The organism is Onishia taeanensis, assembly GCF_003268885.1.
GTDB lineage: Bacteria > Pseudomonadota > Gammaproteobacteria > Pseudomonadales > Halomonadaceae > Onishia > Onishia taeanensis_A.
Genome location: NZ_QLSX01000001.1, coordinates 308,592 through 324,303, shown reverse-complemented (window position 1 = coordinate 324,303; position 15,712 = coordinate 308,592). Strand labels below are relative to the sequence as shown.

General features: G+C 63.4%; 13 protein-coding genes. 12 read left to right on the top strand and 1 reads right to left on the bottom strand.

Annotation, left to right across the window (positions count from 1 at the left end; all coding sequences use genetic code 11):
• Positions 1–5 precede the first annotated feature (5 nt).
• The 10 genes from mraY to lpxC all read left to right on the top strand — a co-directional run bounded on the left by mraY (position 6) and on the right by lpxC (position 11,624).
• Positions 6–1,088, top strand: a complete 1,083-nt coding sequence (mraY, locus tag BCL93_RS01520) for a phospho-N-acetylmuramoyl-pentapeptide-transferase (protein WP_112053342.1) — start codon at positions 6–8, stop codon at positions 1,086–1,088.
• Positions 1,088–2,470 (top strand): UDP-N-acetylmuramoyl-L-alanine--D-glutamate ligase, encoded by a 1,383-nt coding sequence (murD, locus tag BCL93_RS01515; protein ID WP_112053341.1) that lies wholly within the window; start codon positions 1,088–1,090, stop codon positions 2,468–2,470. Before mraY ends, murD begins: the two co-directional genes overlap by 1 nt.
• The gene (gene ftsW, locus BCL93_RS01510) at positions 2,467–3,702 is read left to right on the top strand and encodes a putative lipid II flippase FtsW (protein ID WP_112053340.1); all 1,236 of its coding nucleotides are present in this window, start codon (positions 2,467–2,469) and stop codon (positions 3,700–3,702) included. The genes murD and ftsW overlap by 4 nt, the downstream gene beginning before the upstream one ends.
• A 13-nt stretch (positions 3,703–3,715) precedes the next feature.
• Entirely contained in the window at positions 3,716–4,771 is a 1,056-nt protein-coding gene (gene murG / locus BCL93_RS01505) for an undecaprenyldiphospho-muramoylpentapeptide beta-N-acetylglucosaminyltransferase (protein WP_112053595.1), read from the top strand.
• A gap of 43 nt (positions 4,772–4,814) precedes the next feature.
• Positions 4,815–6,227 (top strand): UDP-N-acetylmuramate--L-alanine ligase, encoded by a 1,413-nt coding sequence (gene murC, locus BCL93_RS01500; protein ID WP_112053594.1) that lies wholly within the window; start codon positions 4,815–4,817, stop codon positions 6,225–6,227.
• Complete coding sequence (locus BCL93_RS01495) at positions 6,224–7,186, top strand: D-alanine--D-alanine ligase (RefSeq protein WP_304525276.1); 963 nt, start codon at positions 6,224–6,226, stop codon at positions 7,184–7,186. The genes murC and BCL93_RS01495 overlap by 4 nt, the downstream gene beginning before the upstream one ends.
• 6 nt (positions 7,187–7,192) lie before the next feature.
• Complete coding sequence (locus BCL93_RS01490; RefSeq protein ID WP_112053339.1) at positions 7,193–7,903, top strand: cell division protein FtsQ/DivIB; 711 nt, start codon at positions 7,193–7,195, stop codon at positions 7,901–7,903.
• Positions 7,904–8,116: 213 nt separating this feature from the next.
• Positions 8,117–9,388, top strand: coding sequence for a cell division protein FtsA (gene ftsA / locus BCL93_RS01485; protein WP_112053338.1), 1,272 nt, complete (start codon positions 8,117–8,119; stop codon positions 9,386–9,388).
• 33 nt (positions 9,389–9,421) lie between these two features.
• A complete protein-coding gene (ftsZ, locus tag BCL93_RS01480) occupies positions 9,422–10,597 on the top strand; it encodes a cell division protein FtsZ (protein WP_112053337.1) in 1,176 nt (391 codons plus the stop codon).
• 115 nt (positions 10,598–10,712) lie between these two features.
• Positions 10,713–11,624, top strand: a complete 912-nt coding sequence (gene lpxC, locus BCL93_RS01475) for a UDP-3-O-acyl-N-acetylglucosamine deacetylase (RefSeq protein ID WP_112053336.1) — start codon at positions 10,713–10,715, stop codon at positions 11,622–11,624.
• Between the two features lie 358 nt (positions 11,625–11,982).
• On the opposite strand, the gene BCL93_RS01470 is transcribed toward lpxC, so the two are convergent.
• Positions 11,983–12,468 carry a DUF721 domain-containing protein gene (locus BCL93_RS01470; RefSeq protein ID WP_112053335.1) on the bottom strand — a complete coding sequence of 162 codons (486 nt, stop codon included), beginning with the start codon at positions 12,466–12,468 and terminating at the stop codon, positions 11,983–11,985.
• A 64-nt stretch (positions 12,469–12,532) separates the two neighbouring features.
• Between BCL93_RS01470 and BCL93_RS01465 the strand changes: the two genes are divergently transcribed.
• Both BCL93_RS01465 and secA read left to right on the top strand, forming a co-directional pair.
• Positions 12,533–12,877 (top strand): hypothetical protein, encoded by a 345-nt coding sequence (locus tag BCL93_RS01465; RefSeq protein WP_112053334.1) that lies wholly within the window; start codon positions 12,533–12,535, stop codon positions 12,875–12,877.
• Between the two features lie 91 nt (positions 12,878–12,968).
• Positions 12,969–15,710: a preprotein translocase subunit SecA gene (gene secA / locus BCL93_RS01460; RefSeq protein WP_112053333.1), complete on the top strand. Its 2,742-nt coding sequence runs from the start codon at positions 12,969–12,971 to the stop codon at positions 15,708–15,710.
• Positions 15,711–15,712 lie beyond the last annotated feature (2 nt).

Here is a 15,712-nt window from a genome sequence, read left to right as displayed (position 1 = left end):
GACCCATGCTGCTTTTTCTCGCCGAGCTACTGGCGCACTACAATAACGCCTTCAACGTCTTCAGCTACCTGACCCTGCGCATGATCCTGGGGACCTTGACGGCCCTGCTGCTTTGCCTTTGGCTGGGGCCGATGATGATCCGTCGTCTGGTCGAGCGCCAGATCGGTCAGGCCGTGCGCGATGACGGCCCCCAGTCACACCTTTCCAAGGCCGGTACGCCCACCATGGGCGGGGCGATGATTCTGATGGCGATGGCCGTCAGCACCCTCCTGTGGGGCGATTTGACCAACCACTATGTCTGGATCGTGCTCGGCGTCACCCTGGGCTTCGGCGCCATCGGCTGGGTCGATGACTTCCGCAAGGTGGTCGAGAAGAACCCCCGTGGTCTGCCGGCCCGCTGGAAGTACTTCTGGCAGTCGGTGATCGGCCTGGGCGCCGCAGTGCTTCTCTATCTGACGGCGGCAAGCCCGGTTGAAACCAGTTTGATCGTGCCGTTGTTCAAGGATGTGGTGGTGCCGCTGGGCCTGTTCTTCGTGGTGCTGACCTATCTGGTGATCGTCGGCAGCTCCAATGCCGTCAACCTCACCGACGGTCTGGACGGCCTGGCGATCATGCCCACCGTGCTGGTGGCCATGGGCCTCTCCGTGTTTGCCTACGCCAGCGGCAACACCGTCTTCGCCACCTACCTGCATATCCCGCTGATTCCCGGCGCCGGTGAGCTCGCCGTGTTCTGCGGCACCATCGCCGGTGCCGGCCTCGGTTTCCTGTGGTTCAACACCTATCCGGCCCAGGTCTTCATGGGTGACGTGGGTGCACTGGCGCTTGGCGCTGCCCTTGGTGTCGTGGCGGTGATCGTGCGCCAGGAAATCGTGCTGTTCATCATGGGCGGGGTCTTCGTCATGGAGACGGTGTCGGTGATTCTGCAGGTCGGCTCCTACAAGCTCACCGGACGGCGCATCTTCCGCATGGCGCCGCTGCACCACCACTTCGAGCTCAAGGGTTGGCCCGAGCCGCGGGTGATCGTGCGTTTCTGGATCATCACCGTGGTGCTGGTGCTGCTGGGACTCGCGACCCTGAAGGTGCGCTGATGGCTGTGGTCCCCAAGGGGATGACCCTGGTGGTGGGGCTCGGCGTCTCGGGCCGCGCCATTGCGCGACACCTGTCGCGTCTGGGTACTCCCTTCATGATCGCCGATACCCGCACGCTACCGCCGGGTCTCGAGGACGTACAAGCGGAGCATCCGGGTGTGGCTATCCACTGTGGGCCGCTTGACGAGCTAGACATGTCGGCGGCCAAGGAGGTGGTGCTGAGCCCCGGGGTCGACCCCAGGACGCCTGGCTTGCCGGCGTTGGAGGCCCTCGACGGCGAAGGCCGGCCGCGGCTGATCGGCGAAATCGCGCTCTTCGTGCGCGCGGCCCGCGCCCCCATCGCCGCCATTACCGGCGCCAACGCCAAGTCCACCGTGACCACCCTGCTCGGCGATATGGCCCGTGAGGCCGGCCGGCGCGTCGCGGTGGGCGGCAACCTGGGAACGCCGGCGCTGGAGCTGCTGGCAGAGATGCCCGATGCCGAGCTCTACGTGCTGGAGCTGTCGAGCTTCCAGCTCGAGACCACGCCTTGGCTCGGCGCCGAGACGGTGGCCTTTCTCAACCTCTGCGAAGACCACCTGGATCGCCATGGCGACCTGGCGGGCTATCGTGCCGCCAAGCTCGGTATCTTCCGCGGAGCGGCTCATGGCGTCGTCAACGCCGATGACCCCATGACCTGGCCGACTTCGCCGCTACCGGCGCTGGATCGTTTCACTACCGAGGCGCCAGCCGATGATGACTGGGGGATTGCGGCGCATGACGACGGCCAGGGCACGGTGCCCTGGCTGATGCACGGCGACACCCCGTTGATGCCGGCTGCTGCGGTGCGCTTGCCCGGGCGTCACAACCAGGCCAATGCCCTGGCCGCGATGGCCATGGGGCGTCGCCTGGGGCTGCCGCTTGCCGCCATGCGGACGGTGCTAGAGCGTTTTGCCGGGCTTGCCCACCGTGGCGAGCTGGTGGCCAAGGTCAACGACATCGCCTGGATCAACGATTCCAAGGGCACCAACGTCGGCGCCACTCTGGCCGCCATCGAAGGCCTGGGGCCGACACTCGACGGCCGCCTGGTGCTGTTGGCCGGCGGCGTGGGCAAGGGAGCTGATTTTGCTCCGCTGGCCGCGCCGCTGGCGCGTTATGCCCGTGAGGTGGTGGTATTCGGTGCCGATGCCGAGCGTCTGGCCGCGGCCTTGGAAGAGGGTGTGACCGTAACCCGGGTCGATGATCTGGTATCAGCACTGGTGCGGGCGCATGCCATTGCTCGGCCCGGGGATGCGGTGCTGCTCTCACCGGCCTGTGCGAGCCTCGATCAGTTCCCCAACTATATGGCTCGCGGGGACGCCTTTCGTGACTGGGTACTCAAGACGCTGGGAGAGGGCACATGAAAGGGCTACGCGAACGGTTGTCCACCGCGCATCAGCCCTTCGATGGCTGGTTGCTGCTGTCGGCTCTTGCGCTGATGCTGGTGGGTTGGGTGATGGTCACCTCGGCTTCCAGCGAAGTCGCATCAGGACTTACCGGCAATCCCTTCTACTTCAGTATTCGCCATGGTCTCTTCGTGCTGGTGGCGATTGCGGTCGGCTATGCGGTGCTGTGGGTGCCGCTTGGCTGGTGGCGGGTCAATGGCCAGCTGCTGCTGGGCGTCGCCATCTTCCTGCTGCTGGTGGTGCTGGTCGTCGGTCGCGAGGTCAACGGCAGTACCCGCTGGCTGTCGGTTCCCGGCCTACCCGTAAATTTGCAACCCTCCGAGATCGCCAAGCTGTGCATGATCGCTTACATGGCCGGCTATCTCGAGCGTTACCTGCCGGCGGTGCGCAAGACCTGGGGCGCCTTCCTGCGGCCGTTGCTGGTGACGGGGGTGGTCGCCTTCCTGCTGATTCTCGAGCCCGACTATGGCTCGGTGGTGGTGATAACCGGCTGCGTGATGGGCATGCTGCTGATGGCAGGGGCGCCGATGTGGCGCTTCCTGCTGCTGTTGGTGCTGTTGGCGGCTCTTGGACTTCTGCTGGCGATCGCCGAACCCTATCGCATGGCGAGGCTGACCAGTTTCTCAGACCCCTGGGCGGATCAGTTCGCCAGCGGCTATCAGTTGACCCAGGCGTTGATTGCCTATGGCCGCGGCCACTGGTTCGGTCTGGGGCTGGGTAACAGCGTGCAGAAGCTTTTCTACCTGCCTGAGGCACATACCGATTTCGTCTTCGCGGTCATTGCCGAAGAGCTCGGTCTGGTAGGCGCCATAACGGTGGTCGGGCTCTTTGCCCTGCTGGTCATTCGGGCGATGGCGGTGGGTCGGCGCGCGGAGCTGGCCAAATTGCCGTTCGCTGCCTACCTCAGCTACGGTATTGCTCTTATCATCGGCGCTCAGGCTTTCATTAACATCGCGGTGAGTACCGGCATGCTGCCGACCAAGGGCCTGACCCTGCCGCTTCTGAGCTACGGCGGCTCGAGCCTGGTGATCAGCGCCGTCATGGTGGCGCTGGTGCTGAGGGTCGATATCGAGACTCGACAGGCCGTGCGTCGGGCTCGCCCGACGGCTCCCAAGCCCTCGCCGGGCAAGGCCCAGCCTAACCAGACACCGACCCGCAGGGAGAGCGCGCGTGAACGAACCAAGACTTGAGCGGGTGCTGATCATGGCCGGCGGCACCGGCGGGCATGTGATCCCGGCGCTGTCGCTGGCTCGCGGCCTCGAGGCCCGTGGCGTGCGCATCGAGTGGCTCGGCAGCCCGCGGGGCATCGAGAATCGCCTAGTGCCCGAGGCCGATATTACGCTTCACCACATCGACATTGCCGGCCTGCGCGGCAACGGGCCGGCGGGATGGCTTTCGGCCCCCTGGCGGCTGAGCCGAGCCATCTGGCAGGCCCGGGGGGTGATCGCCCGTTTCAAGCCGGACCTGGTGGTGGGAATGGGCGGTTTTGCCAGTGGCCCTGGCGGCCTGGCGGCCTGGCTGACCCGTTGTCCGCTGCTGATCCACGAACAGAATGCCGTGGCCGGCATGACCAACAAGGTGCTTTCTCGGCTTGCGCGGCGGGTCTATGCCGCCTTCCCGGGCGCCTTTTCAGGCCATGCCGAGGTGATCGGCAACCCGGTGCGCCCCGAGATCGCCGCCCTGGGCGAGACGCCCCGGGATGAGGCCACGCTGCGCAGTCGTCCGCTTCGCCTGCTGGTAGTGGGGGGGTCTCTGGGTGCCAAGGCGCTCAACGATCATCTGCCGGCGGCGCTTTCCAAGCTCGCACCGGAAAAACGACCCGAGGTTCGTCATCAGGCCGGGCGCGACAAGGACGCGGCGACCCGCGAGAGCTATGCCGCCCATGACGTGACCGCCGAGGTCAGTGCCTTTATTGATGACATGGCCGCCGCCTATGACTGGGCCGATCTGGTGGTATGTCGTGCAGGCGCCCTGACCGTGGCCGAGCTGGCGGCGGCCGCCAAGCCTGCGCTGCTGGTGCCTTTCCCGCATGCGGTGGATGACCACCAGACTGCCAATGCCCGGGTGCTGCTGGATGTCGGCGCCGGTGAACTGATGCCTCAGGCCGAGATCACGCCGGCCGCGCTCGCCGCGCGGCTCGAGACGCTCTTGGTCCCCGATACCCTGGCCACCATGGCGAGCCGCGCCCGAGCCAACGCTCGGCTGGATGCCGTCGATCGCCTGGTGGCCGGTTGCATGGAGATAGACAGTGAACGATAGCAAGCAATCCCCGCTGGCTGGCGGTGACGTCCGAGGGCCCGGCATGCGGCGCATCCGGCGCATCCATTTTGTCGGCATCGGTGGCGCCGGCATGTGCGGCATCGCCGAGGTGCTGGCCAATCAGGGCTACCAGGTCAGCGGTAGCGATGTGAAGGAATCCCCGGTGGTTGCCCATCTTCGCCAGTGCGGCATTCGCGTGGCGCTGGGGCATGCCGCCGAGAACGTCGAGCAGGCCGATGTGGTGGTAGTCTCCACGGCCATCGATCCCTCGAATCCGGAGATCCGCTGGGCCCAGGAGCACCGCGTGCCGGTGGTGCGCCGCGCCGAGATGCTCGCCGAGCTGATGCGCTTTCGCCACGGCATCGCCGTGGCCGGCACCCATGGCAAGACCACCACCACCAGTATCACCTCGACGCTGCTGGCCGAGGGCGGGCTGGACCCGACCTTCGTGATTGGTGGCAAGCTGACCAGTGCCGGCACCAATGCGCGTCTCGGCGAAGGTGACTATCTGGTCGCCGAGGCCGACGAATCGGACGCGTCTTTCCTGCATTTGCAGCCGATGGTGTCCATCGTCACCAACATCGACGCCGACCACATGAGCACCTACGGCGGCGACTTCGAACGCCTCAAGGGCACCTTCGTCGAGTTCCTGCACAATCTGCCGTTCTACGGCCTGGCCGTGCTGTGCATCGACGACGAGCACGTGCGGGGCCTGTTGAGCCAAGTGCATCGCCAGTTCGTCACCTACGGCTTCAGCGAAGACGCCGACTATCGCATCACCGAGTTCGTCCAGGACGCCGGTGAAGTGCGTTTTACCGCGCTGCGCCCGGACGGTCAGTCGCCGCTGGCGGTGCGCCTGGCGATGCCGGGTGAACACAATGCCCTCAATGCCCTGGCGGCGATTGCCGTGGCCTGCGATGCCGGTGTCTCTGACGCCGCTATCCTCAGCGGCCTGGCCAGCTTTGCCGGCGTCGGTCGCCGCTTCCAGGTGCATGGCAACTTTCCGGCGCCGAGCGGTGAGGGCGAGGTCATGCTGGTTGATGACTACGGCCACCATCCCCGCGAAGTGGAAATGGTGATTCGGGCGATCCGTGCCGGCTGGCCCGAGCGGCGACTGGTGATGGTCTATCAGCCGCACCGCTATTCGCGTACCCGTGACCTGTACGAGGACTTCGTGCGGGTGCTGTCGGGGGTCGATACGTTGGTGTTGCTGGACGTCTATGCCGCAGGCGAGACGCCGATTCCCGGCGCCGAGGGCAAGACGCTGGCCGGTTCGATTCGCCAGCGCGGTCGGGTCGATCCGCTGTTCGTCGAACACAAGGCGGAACTCCCCGACCTGCTCAAACGCATTCTGCGCCCCGACGATATCCTGATCACCCAGGGCGCCGGCGATGTCGGCGGCATCGCGCTGGGGCTCGCCGAACAACGCCTCGAGCTCGATAAGGTGGTGCTATGACGGATGATGCAATGATGACGAGCCCAGGAACGGGCGCCGAGCGCTTTGGCCGGGTGGTCGTCGTTTATGGTGGTGCATCCGCCGAGCGCGAGGTGTCGCTGATCAGCGGCAGTGCGATCCTTGCCTCTCTCAAGCGTAGCGGCGTCGATGCCATTGGCTATGACCTGGCCGAAAACGGCCTGCCGGGCCTGCAGGCGCTGGAACCGGATCGGGTCTTCATCGCCCTGCACGGGGGCGTAGGCGAAGACGGCACCCTCCAGGGGGCGCTGTCGCTGCTCGAAATTCCCTTTACCGGCAGCGGCGTGCTGGCCTCTGCGCTGGGCATGGACAAGCAGCGCACCAAGGCCGTCTGGCACAATGCCGGGCTGCCCACGCCCGAGAGCCTGAACCTGGACGCTGCATCTGACTGGCGGGCCGTCTGCGAAACGCTGGGTCTGCCGCTGATCGTCAAGCCGGTACACGAGGGGTCGACTCTGGGTATCACCATCGTCGAGAGCCCCGAAGCCCTCGAGGCCGCGTATCGTGACGCCTCGCGTTTCGATGCCGCCGTGATGGCGGAACGCTTCGTCAGGGGCCCCGAATATACGGTGTCGCTGCTTGGCGACAGCGTGCTGCCGGCGATCCGGGTTGAAGTCCCTAGCGGCTTCTATGACTACGAGGCCAAGTATCTTTCCAACGAGACCCTGTATCATCTGCCGTGCGGCCTCGGTGCTGAAGACGAAGCGGCGCTTGGCGACTTGAGCCGTCACGCCTTCGAGGCTATCGGAGCTGACGGCTGGGGGCGGGTCGATGTGATGCGTGACGCCGACGGGCATTTCTGGCTGCTCGAGGTCAACACCGTGCCGGGCATGACCGATCATAGCCTGGTGCCGCAAGCGGCGGCTCATGCTGGCATCGGCTTCGATTCGCTGGTGCTGCGCATTCTCGAAAGCAGCCTCAACGCTGCGCGGGAGACCTGACCGGTAATGGAGCGCTCCCGAGGGCCCTGGCTGGGCCTGATCCTGTTCATCGTGCTGCTGGTAGCCGGCGGCCGCGTGATGTGGCTGTGGCTGGACCGCCCCATTGAGCGAGTATCGATTCGTGGCGAGCTCGAGCACGTCAACGCCGACTATTTGCGTGACCAGCTGGCGCCGCTGGTTGAAGGGCAGTCGTGGCTGGCACTTGATCTCGGCGACCTGCGTCAGCGAGTGCGTGATATCGGCTGGCTTGACGAGGTGAGGGTGTCGCGTCAGTGGCCTGATGCCCTGACCCTGGAGCTCTTCGAGCAGGAACCGGTGGCACGCTGGCATGATGATGAACTGCTCAATTCCCGCGGTGAGCCCTTCGCTTTCGGCTCGGTGGCCCCCCCAGAGGGGCTGCCCGACTTGGCTGGGCCGGATGGCAGTGGGGCTGAAGTACTGGCTTATTATGACCGTTTGCGGCAACAGCTCGCGACGCTGGGCGTCGACATTCGTCAGCTGCGCCTTGAGCCTCGAGGGGCCTGGCGTATGCAGTTCGGTAGCGGTGTCTGGATCATGCTGGGGCGCAGCGATCGGGATGCTCGGCTGGCACGACTCGAGTCTGCATGGCGTCGTCAATTGGGAAGCGAGGCGTCGCAAATCCGCTACATCGATCTGCGATACCCCAACGGCGTGGCGGTTGCCTGGCACGGTGAGACTGCACCAGTCGAGCCGTGAAGATTGAATGAGGACGGACACCTTTTTTCGGTGCAGCTCCCGCCAGGTGGGAGTTCAAGGTGTTTCTTTCCGTGAAAAAACCGCTTATTGTGTGGCAGGTTTTTATGCTGGGGTGGTGAAAGTAGGGTAGTTGTTCCTATAATTGCCTCAATGCAACTTTTTTGCGGATTCACGGATGATCATCCGGACAGTTTCTAGGAGTATTCCCGACCCATGGCAGGACATTCCAACGCTTCTAATATGGTAGTCGGGCTGGATATCGGAACATCCAAGGTGGTGGCGATCGTCGGTCAGCCCAGCGACGATGGCGGCATCGAAATTGCCGGCATCGGGTCGCATCCCTCCCGGGGGATGAAGAAGGGTGTGGTGATCAATATCGAATCGACCGTTCAATCGATTCAGCGAGCCGTCGAGGAAGCCGAGTTGATGGCCGGCTGCGACATTCATTCGGTCTATGTCGGCATTGCCGGTAGTCATATCAGTTCGATGAATTCCGATGGCGTAGTCGCCATCAAGGATCGCGAAGTGTCCTATTCCGACATCGAGCGCGTGATTGATTCGGCGCGAGCGAGAGCGATATCCGAGGGCCAGCGTGTGCTGCACGTGTTGCCTCAGGAGTTTGCCATCGATACCCAGGAAGGCATTCGCGAGCCGCTGGGGATGTCGGGTGTGCGCCTCGAGGCACGGGTGCATCTGGTAACGGCGGCGCTCAATGCCGTGCAGAACATCGAGAAATGCGTGCGGCGCTGCGGTCTCGAAGTCGATGCGATCATCCTTGAGCAACTGGCATCAAGCCATGCGGTGCTCACCGAAGATGAGCGGGAACTCGGTGTCTGCATGGTCGATATCGGCGGCGGAACGACCGATATAGCGGTCTTCACCGAGGGGGCGATTCGCCATACGGCGGTCATCCCCATTGCCGGTGATCAGGTTACCAATGACATCGCCATGGCCCTGCGTACGCCGACCCAGTATGCAGAGAACATCAAGGTCAAGTATGCCTGCGCGCTGACCCAGTTGGCCGCCAGCGATGAGATGATCAAGGTGCCGAGCGTCGGCGACCGCCCCGCACGAGACCTGTCGCGACAGGCGCTGGCCGAGGTGGTCGAGCCACGCTACGAGGAACTGTTTACGCTAGTCCGAGAAGAGTTGCGCCGCAGTGGATTCGAAGACCTGGTCGCTGCTGGGGTAGTGCTGACAGGCGGCACATCACGCATGGAAGGCGTGGTGGAGCTTGCCGAAGAGATCTTCCACATGCCTGTGCGTATCGCTTGCCCTCAAAACGTTCGAGGGCTCGCCGATGTGGTGCGTAACCCGATTTATTCGACAGGAGTCGGTTTGCTACATTACGGCATGCGTGATGCTAGGCAGGGTCAGGGCCGGGTCGTTTCGGCGCAGCCGAAAAGGGAGGACGTCTCCCGGGGATTCAAGGAAGCGATGCCGGCCCTAGAGAAAATCAAGGGCTGGTTCAAAGGAAATTTCTGACACGGACCGCATGCGGTCCAGGAGACGGGGCATATGTTCGAACTGGTTGATAACGCACCTTCAAGCAGTGCGGTCATCAAAGTGGTCGGTGTTGGTGGCGGTGGTGGCAATGCCGTCAATCACATGGTCGAGAGCAATATCGAGGGCGTAGAGTTCATCTGTGCCAATACCGATGCTCAGGCCCTCAAGCGTGTGGCCGCCAAGACTGTCCTCCAACTGGGTAGCGAGATTACCAAAGGACTTGGCGCGGGTGCCAATCCTGAGGTTGGTCGCCAGGCAGCGATGGAAGATCGCGAGCGCATCGCCGAGTTGCTGCAAGGTGCCGACATGGTGTTCATCACCGCCGGCATGGGCGGTGGCACCGGCACCGGCGGTGCACCGGTGGTCGCTCAGGTGGCCAAGGAGCTTGGCATCCTGACCGTTGCCGTGGTGACCCGCCCGTTCCCCTTCGAGGGACCCAAGCGCATGCGCGCAGCCGAGGAGGGCATGAAAGAGCTCTCCGAACACGTCGACTCGCTGATCACCATTCCCAACGAGAAGCTGCTGTCGGTGCTTGGCAAGAGCGCCAGCCTGCTGACCGCTTTCAGCGCCGCCAATGACGTGCTGCTGGGCGCCGTCCAGGGTATCGCCGAGCTGATCACCAGCCCCGGTATCATCAACGTCGACTTTGCTGACGTGCGAACCGTGATGTCAGAGATGGGCATGGCGATGATGGGCACGGGTGGTGCTACTGGCGAGAACCGTGCGCGAGAGGCCGCAGAAAAGGCGATTCGCAGCCCGCTGCTCGAAGATATCGATCTGCATGGTGCCCGCGGCATTCTGGTCAACATCACGGCAGGTCCGGATCTGTCCATCGGCGAGTTCAATGACGTCGGTGCGACCGTTCAGGAGTTTGCCTCTCAGGATGCCACCATCGTGGTCGGAACTTCCATCGACATGGAAATGTCCGACGAGCTGCGTGTCACTGTGGTGGCAGCGGGTCTCGATGGTCGCGCACCCAAGACAGCCTCTGCTCCGCGTGAAACGGCAGCTTCGCGTCCTGAGGCCACCGATTATCGCACCCTGCAGCAGCAGCCTGCGGTGATGCGTCAGCAGGCCGCTAAGACGGCCGACCAGGAAGCCGCCAAGGCTCGCGCCGATCAGCGCAAGGCCAAGGATATGGATGACTACCTGGATATCCCGGCATTTCTGCGTCGTCAGGCCGATTAAGCCAATCTATTGTTGACATAGGGTTCGCCGGGGTGAGTTTTCTTTGTTGAAACATTCGTTCGATGGTATAGTGAACACTGTTTGATAACTACATATCACGGCTCGGCGATTGCCCATGATTAAGCAACGTACTCTCAAGAACACCATCCGCGCCACTGGCGTGGGTCTACATTCGGGCGAAAAGGTCTGTTTGACCCTGCGTCCGGCACCGGTCAATACCGGCGTTATCTTCGTTCGTACCGATCTCACCCCCGAGGTGCAGATACCGGCGAATGCCAACCTCGTGACCGACACTTCGCTGTGCACGTCCCTGTCTCAGGGTGACGTCAAGGTAGCGACGGTCGAGCACTTGATGTCTGCCTTTGCAGGCCTGGGTATCGACAACGTCTTTGTCGAACTGAGCGCCGGCGAGGTCCCGATCATGGACGGCAGCGCGGGTCCCTTCGTGTTCCTGATCCAGTCAGCAGGTATCGAAGAGCAGGCGGCGGCCAAGACCTTCATTCGCATCAAGCGCGAAGTAGTGGTCCGCGATGGCGATAAGGAAGCCATTTTCCTGCCTCATCACGGTTTCAAGGTTTCTTTCTCCATCGACTTCGATCATCCCGTGTCGGAGCTGCGTAACCAGACGGCGGTCGTGGACTTCTCCACCACCTCCTTCGTCAAGGAAGTGTCCCGGGCCCGTACCTTCGGTTTCATGCGTGATCTGGAATTCCTGCGCTCCCAGAACCTGGCGCTGGGCGGCAGCCTGGACAACGCGGTGGTGGTTGATGATTACCGCATCATCAACGAAGGCGGCCTGCGTTACGACGACGAGTTCGTCAAGCACAAGGTGCTGGACGCCATCGGCGATCTCTATCAGCTCGGTCACAGCCTGATTGGCGAATTCCGCGGTGTGAAGTCCGGCCATGCGCTCAACAACCAGCTTTGTCGTGCCATGCTGGCTCAGACTGACGCTTGGGAGCTGGTGACCTTCGAGGATGCTCACCAGACCTCTCCGATCTCCTACGCGGCTCCGGCCATGGCTTGATACTTCGGGGCACATACCCCTCGCCGAGTCGTTGTCATGGCAGGCAAGATAGCCGCTGATGACATGATTGCTTGACGCCGTTTCCCGTTTGGGAAGCGGCGTTTTTTGTGGGTGCCCAGGACACGGCGCTCGCAAACCGGGCTAGTGAGTGACGTTTGGGAGTCGTGCGGGACACGTTGTGTGGGCTAGGTTGTATGGGATGGGGCGTGCCTGGGATAGATCGTGTGGGATGGATTGTGCGGGCTATGCCGAAGCGTGATAGGGCGAGGTTGATAGTTCGTGGTTGATAGCTCGTGGCGAAAGGTCATGAGCGGAAGGTCGTGCCGAAAGCCCACGTAGGTCAAATCAGTCCGGCTGGCTAGTCCTTGTCCTTGTCCGCGCCTTTGTCCTGGTCGTCAGCGTGGGAAGCCAGGCGCTCGAGGGCGCGCTTTAGCCGTGGGTCTTCGGTATCTTCGGCGCAGCTGGCGATCTCTCCGGCGGCGCTGGTCGACAGCCGCCGGCTATGACGCGGCGGGGCCTTGGGAGGGCGGACCGGGCGGACCTTGAGCGTAAATCCCAGCACGGCTTCGAATTCTGGCCGACGTCTCAGCAGGTCCAACAGCCGGGGTTGTTCGTAGCGCAGCCAGGTGAGCCAGACCGCGCGATCGGTGATCAGGGTCAGCTTACCGTCCCGGTAACCGCCCACGAACACGTGCTCGCGGACTTCCTCGGGAAGATGCTCGCGCAGTTCCTGCTGGGCCCGGTCGATCAGGCCGGCCATGCGCATCAGGCCGCCGAGCTCACCGCGGCCGCCGAGCAGCGACGTGACGGGCTGGGCGCGGAAACGCTTAACCTTTATACTCATGGGCTGCACTTTTGACGCCAAACGATAACCGGCAATCTATCATGCCCGCGAGACCTCCAACAGCATGAACGGCTCTACTAACGCTAGCCCAAGTCGGCCTGCCGATACGGCCTCGCGCCGTCGCACGCGCTGGTGGCTGGCAGGCTTGCTGGTGGGCTGCCTGTTGCCGGCGGGCCTGGTACAGGCTGACGGCGTGCGCCTGATCGAGCGGGTGGTGCATATCTGTTGGCTAGCGCCGGCGGTCATCCGCGCTGAAAGCCGCCGTCAGGCGAGCCAACGCCGCTGGCGGCCGCTTCGTCGCTGGCGCCTTCAGTTGCCGAATCGCCCGCTGCCACGCAAGGTGGTGCGGGTTCCCGCCGCCGCCCATGATGTGCTGACCCGTCGCGGCCCCCCTTGCCAAACCGTCTGATATGCCCGCCCGCTGGGCGGATAGTGGGCGCCAGTGCCTGGCCAAGGTGCTCGGGCCCGTATTCGGATGCTTGGTAGAGAACGGACGTTTCATGATTAATAATTTATTGCGCAAAGTGGTCGGCTCCAAGAACGACCGCGAGGTCAAACGCTTTGGCAAGGTCGTTGCCAAGATCAATGCCATGGAGGCGGAGTTCGAGGCCCTCGACGATGCCAGCCTCCGGGCCAAGACCAGTGAGTTTCGCGAGCGTCTGGCGGCGGGAGAGTCACTCGACGCGCTGCTGCCCGAGGCCTTCGCCGTGGTGCGTGAGGCCAGCAAACGCGTCATGGGCATGCGCCATTTCGATGTGCAGATGATCGGCGGCCTGGCGCTGAACACCGGGCGTATTGCCGAGATGAAGACCGGCGAGGGCAAGACGCTGGTGGCCACCCTTGCCGTGTACCTGAATGCGCTGCCCGCCAAGGGCGTGCACGTGGTCACGGTCAACGACTATCTGGCGCGCCGTGACGCCGAGTGGATGCGTCCGCTCTACGAACGCCTGGATTTGACGGTGGGGTCGATCTATTCCGGCCAGAATTCCGATGAAAAGCGCCAGTCCTATGCCTGCGATATTACCTACGGCACCAACAACGAGTACGGCTTCGACTACCTGCGCGATAACATGGCCTTCTCCCTCGAGGACAAGGTTCAGCGCGGGCTTCACTACGCCATCGTCGATGAGGTCGACTCCATCCTTATCGATGAGGCGCGCACGCCGCTGATCATCTCCGGCCCGGTGGAAGAAAACACCGAGCTCTACAAGGTGATCAACCGCCTGTCGACTGACCTGGTGCGAGGCGAGCAGAGCGAAGACGATGATGTGCCGCCGGATGGCGACTTCGTGCTCGATGAGAAGCAGAAGCAGGTCGATATTACCGAGGAAGGCCACCACAAGGTGGAAGCGCTGCTGCGCGGCGAAGAGCTGCTCGGTGAGGATGAATCCCTCTACGCCGCCCAGAACCTCAACCTGCTTCAGCACATGCATTCGGCGCTGCGTGCGCGGCATCTCTACCAGCGCGACGTCGACTACATCATCGACGACGGCCAGGTGGTGATCGTCGATGAGCACACTGGGCGCAGCATGCCTGGCCGTCGCTGGTCCGAGGGGCTGCACCAGGCGGTCGAGGCTAAGGAAGGCGTCACCGTTCAGCGCGAGAGCCAGACGCTGGCCTCGACCACGTTCCAGAACTACTTCCGCCTCTACGAGAAGCTTTCCGGCATGACCGGGACCGCCGATACCGAGGCCTTCGAGTTCCGCCAGATCTACAGCCTGGATGTGATGGTGATTCCCACCAACCGCCCGCTGATTCGTCGCGATCTTAACGATCTGGTCTATCTCACCGGCGAGGAGAAGTTCGAAGCGATCATCAAGGATGTTCAGGCCGAAACCGAGGCCGGTCGTCCGGTGTTGGTGGGTACTGCCTCGATCGAAACCTCGGAGTATCTGGCCGATCTGATGCGCAAGGCCGGCATGAACTTCAACGTGCTCAACGCCAAACAGCACCAGAGCGAGGCGCAGATCATTGCCCAGGCCGGTCGCCCCGGCGCGGTGACCATCGCCACCAACATGGCCGGTCGCGGTACCGACATCATGCTCGGCGGCAGTTGGGAAGCTGAAGTCGCCGAGCTCGAGAGCCCCGACGAGGCTAAGATCGCGGCCATCAAGGCCGCCTGGCAGGAACGTCATGATGCCGTGCTGGCCGCCGGTGGCCTGCATGTGGTCGGCTCCGAACGCCACGAGTCACGGCGCATCGACAACCAGCTTCGCGGCCGCTCCGGCCGTCAGGGGGACCCGGGTTCGACGCGCTTCTTCCTGTCGCTGGAAGACAACCTGATGCGTCTGTTCGGTTCCGATCGGGTACAACGATTGATGCAGGCGCTGGGGCTCGAACGGGGTGAGGCCATCGAGCACAAGATGGTCTCCAACGCCGTCGAGCGTGCCCAGAAGAAGGTCGAGGGTCGCAACTTCGATATCCGCAAGCAGCTGCTTGAATACGACGACGTGGCCAACGACCAGCGTCGCGTGATTTACGAGCAGCGCAACGACATCCTCGAGGCCGAAGAGGTCTCCGAGAACGTGCTGGGCATTCGCGACGAGGTGCTGGACGAAGCGATCAGCGACTTCGTGCCGCCCCAGAGTCTGCCCGAGCAGTGGGACCTGACCGGGCTAGAGGCCCACCTCAAGGCCGAGTTCAACCTCGATACCCCGGTGACCCAATGGTCCGCCGAGGATGCCCGCCTCAGCGAAGAGCAGCTGCGCGAGCGTCTGCATGAGGCGCACCGCAAGCTGTATGAGGAAAAGGTGGCCGCGGTCGGTGAGCCCCTGATGCGCCGCTTCGAGAAGCAGGTGATGTTGCAGGTGCTGGATACTCGCTGGAAGGAGCATCTCCAGTCGATGGATCACCTGCGTCGCGGTATCCATCTGCGCGGCTACGCCCAGAAGAATCCCAAGCAGGAATACAAGCGCGAAGCGTTCGAGCTGTTCCAAGGGCTGCTCGCCAACATCAAGGCCGATATCACGCGCATCCTGAGCCACGTCCAGGTGCGTCGCCAGGAAGAGGTCGAGGAGCTCGAACAGCAGCGCCGTGAGACGCTGGCTCGTGAGCAGGCCGGCGCCGCCAGCCGCCATGACGAAGCCGCGGCGAGCGCCGCTGAGGCGCCTGCCGATCAGCCGGCTACCGAGGGTGGCGATGGTCGTCCGGTGCGTCGCGAGGGGCCCAAGGTGGGGCGCAACGAGCCTTGCCCCTGCGGGTCCGGCAAGAAGTACAAGCAGTGTCACGGCACGCTTAATTGATC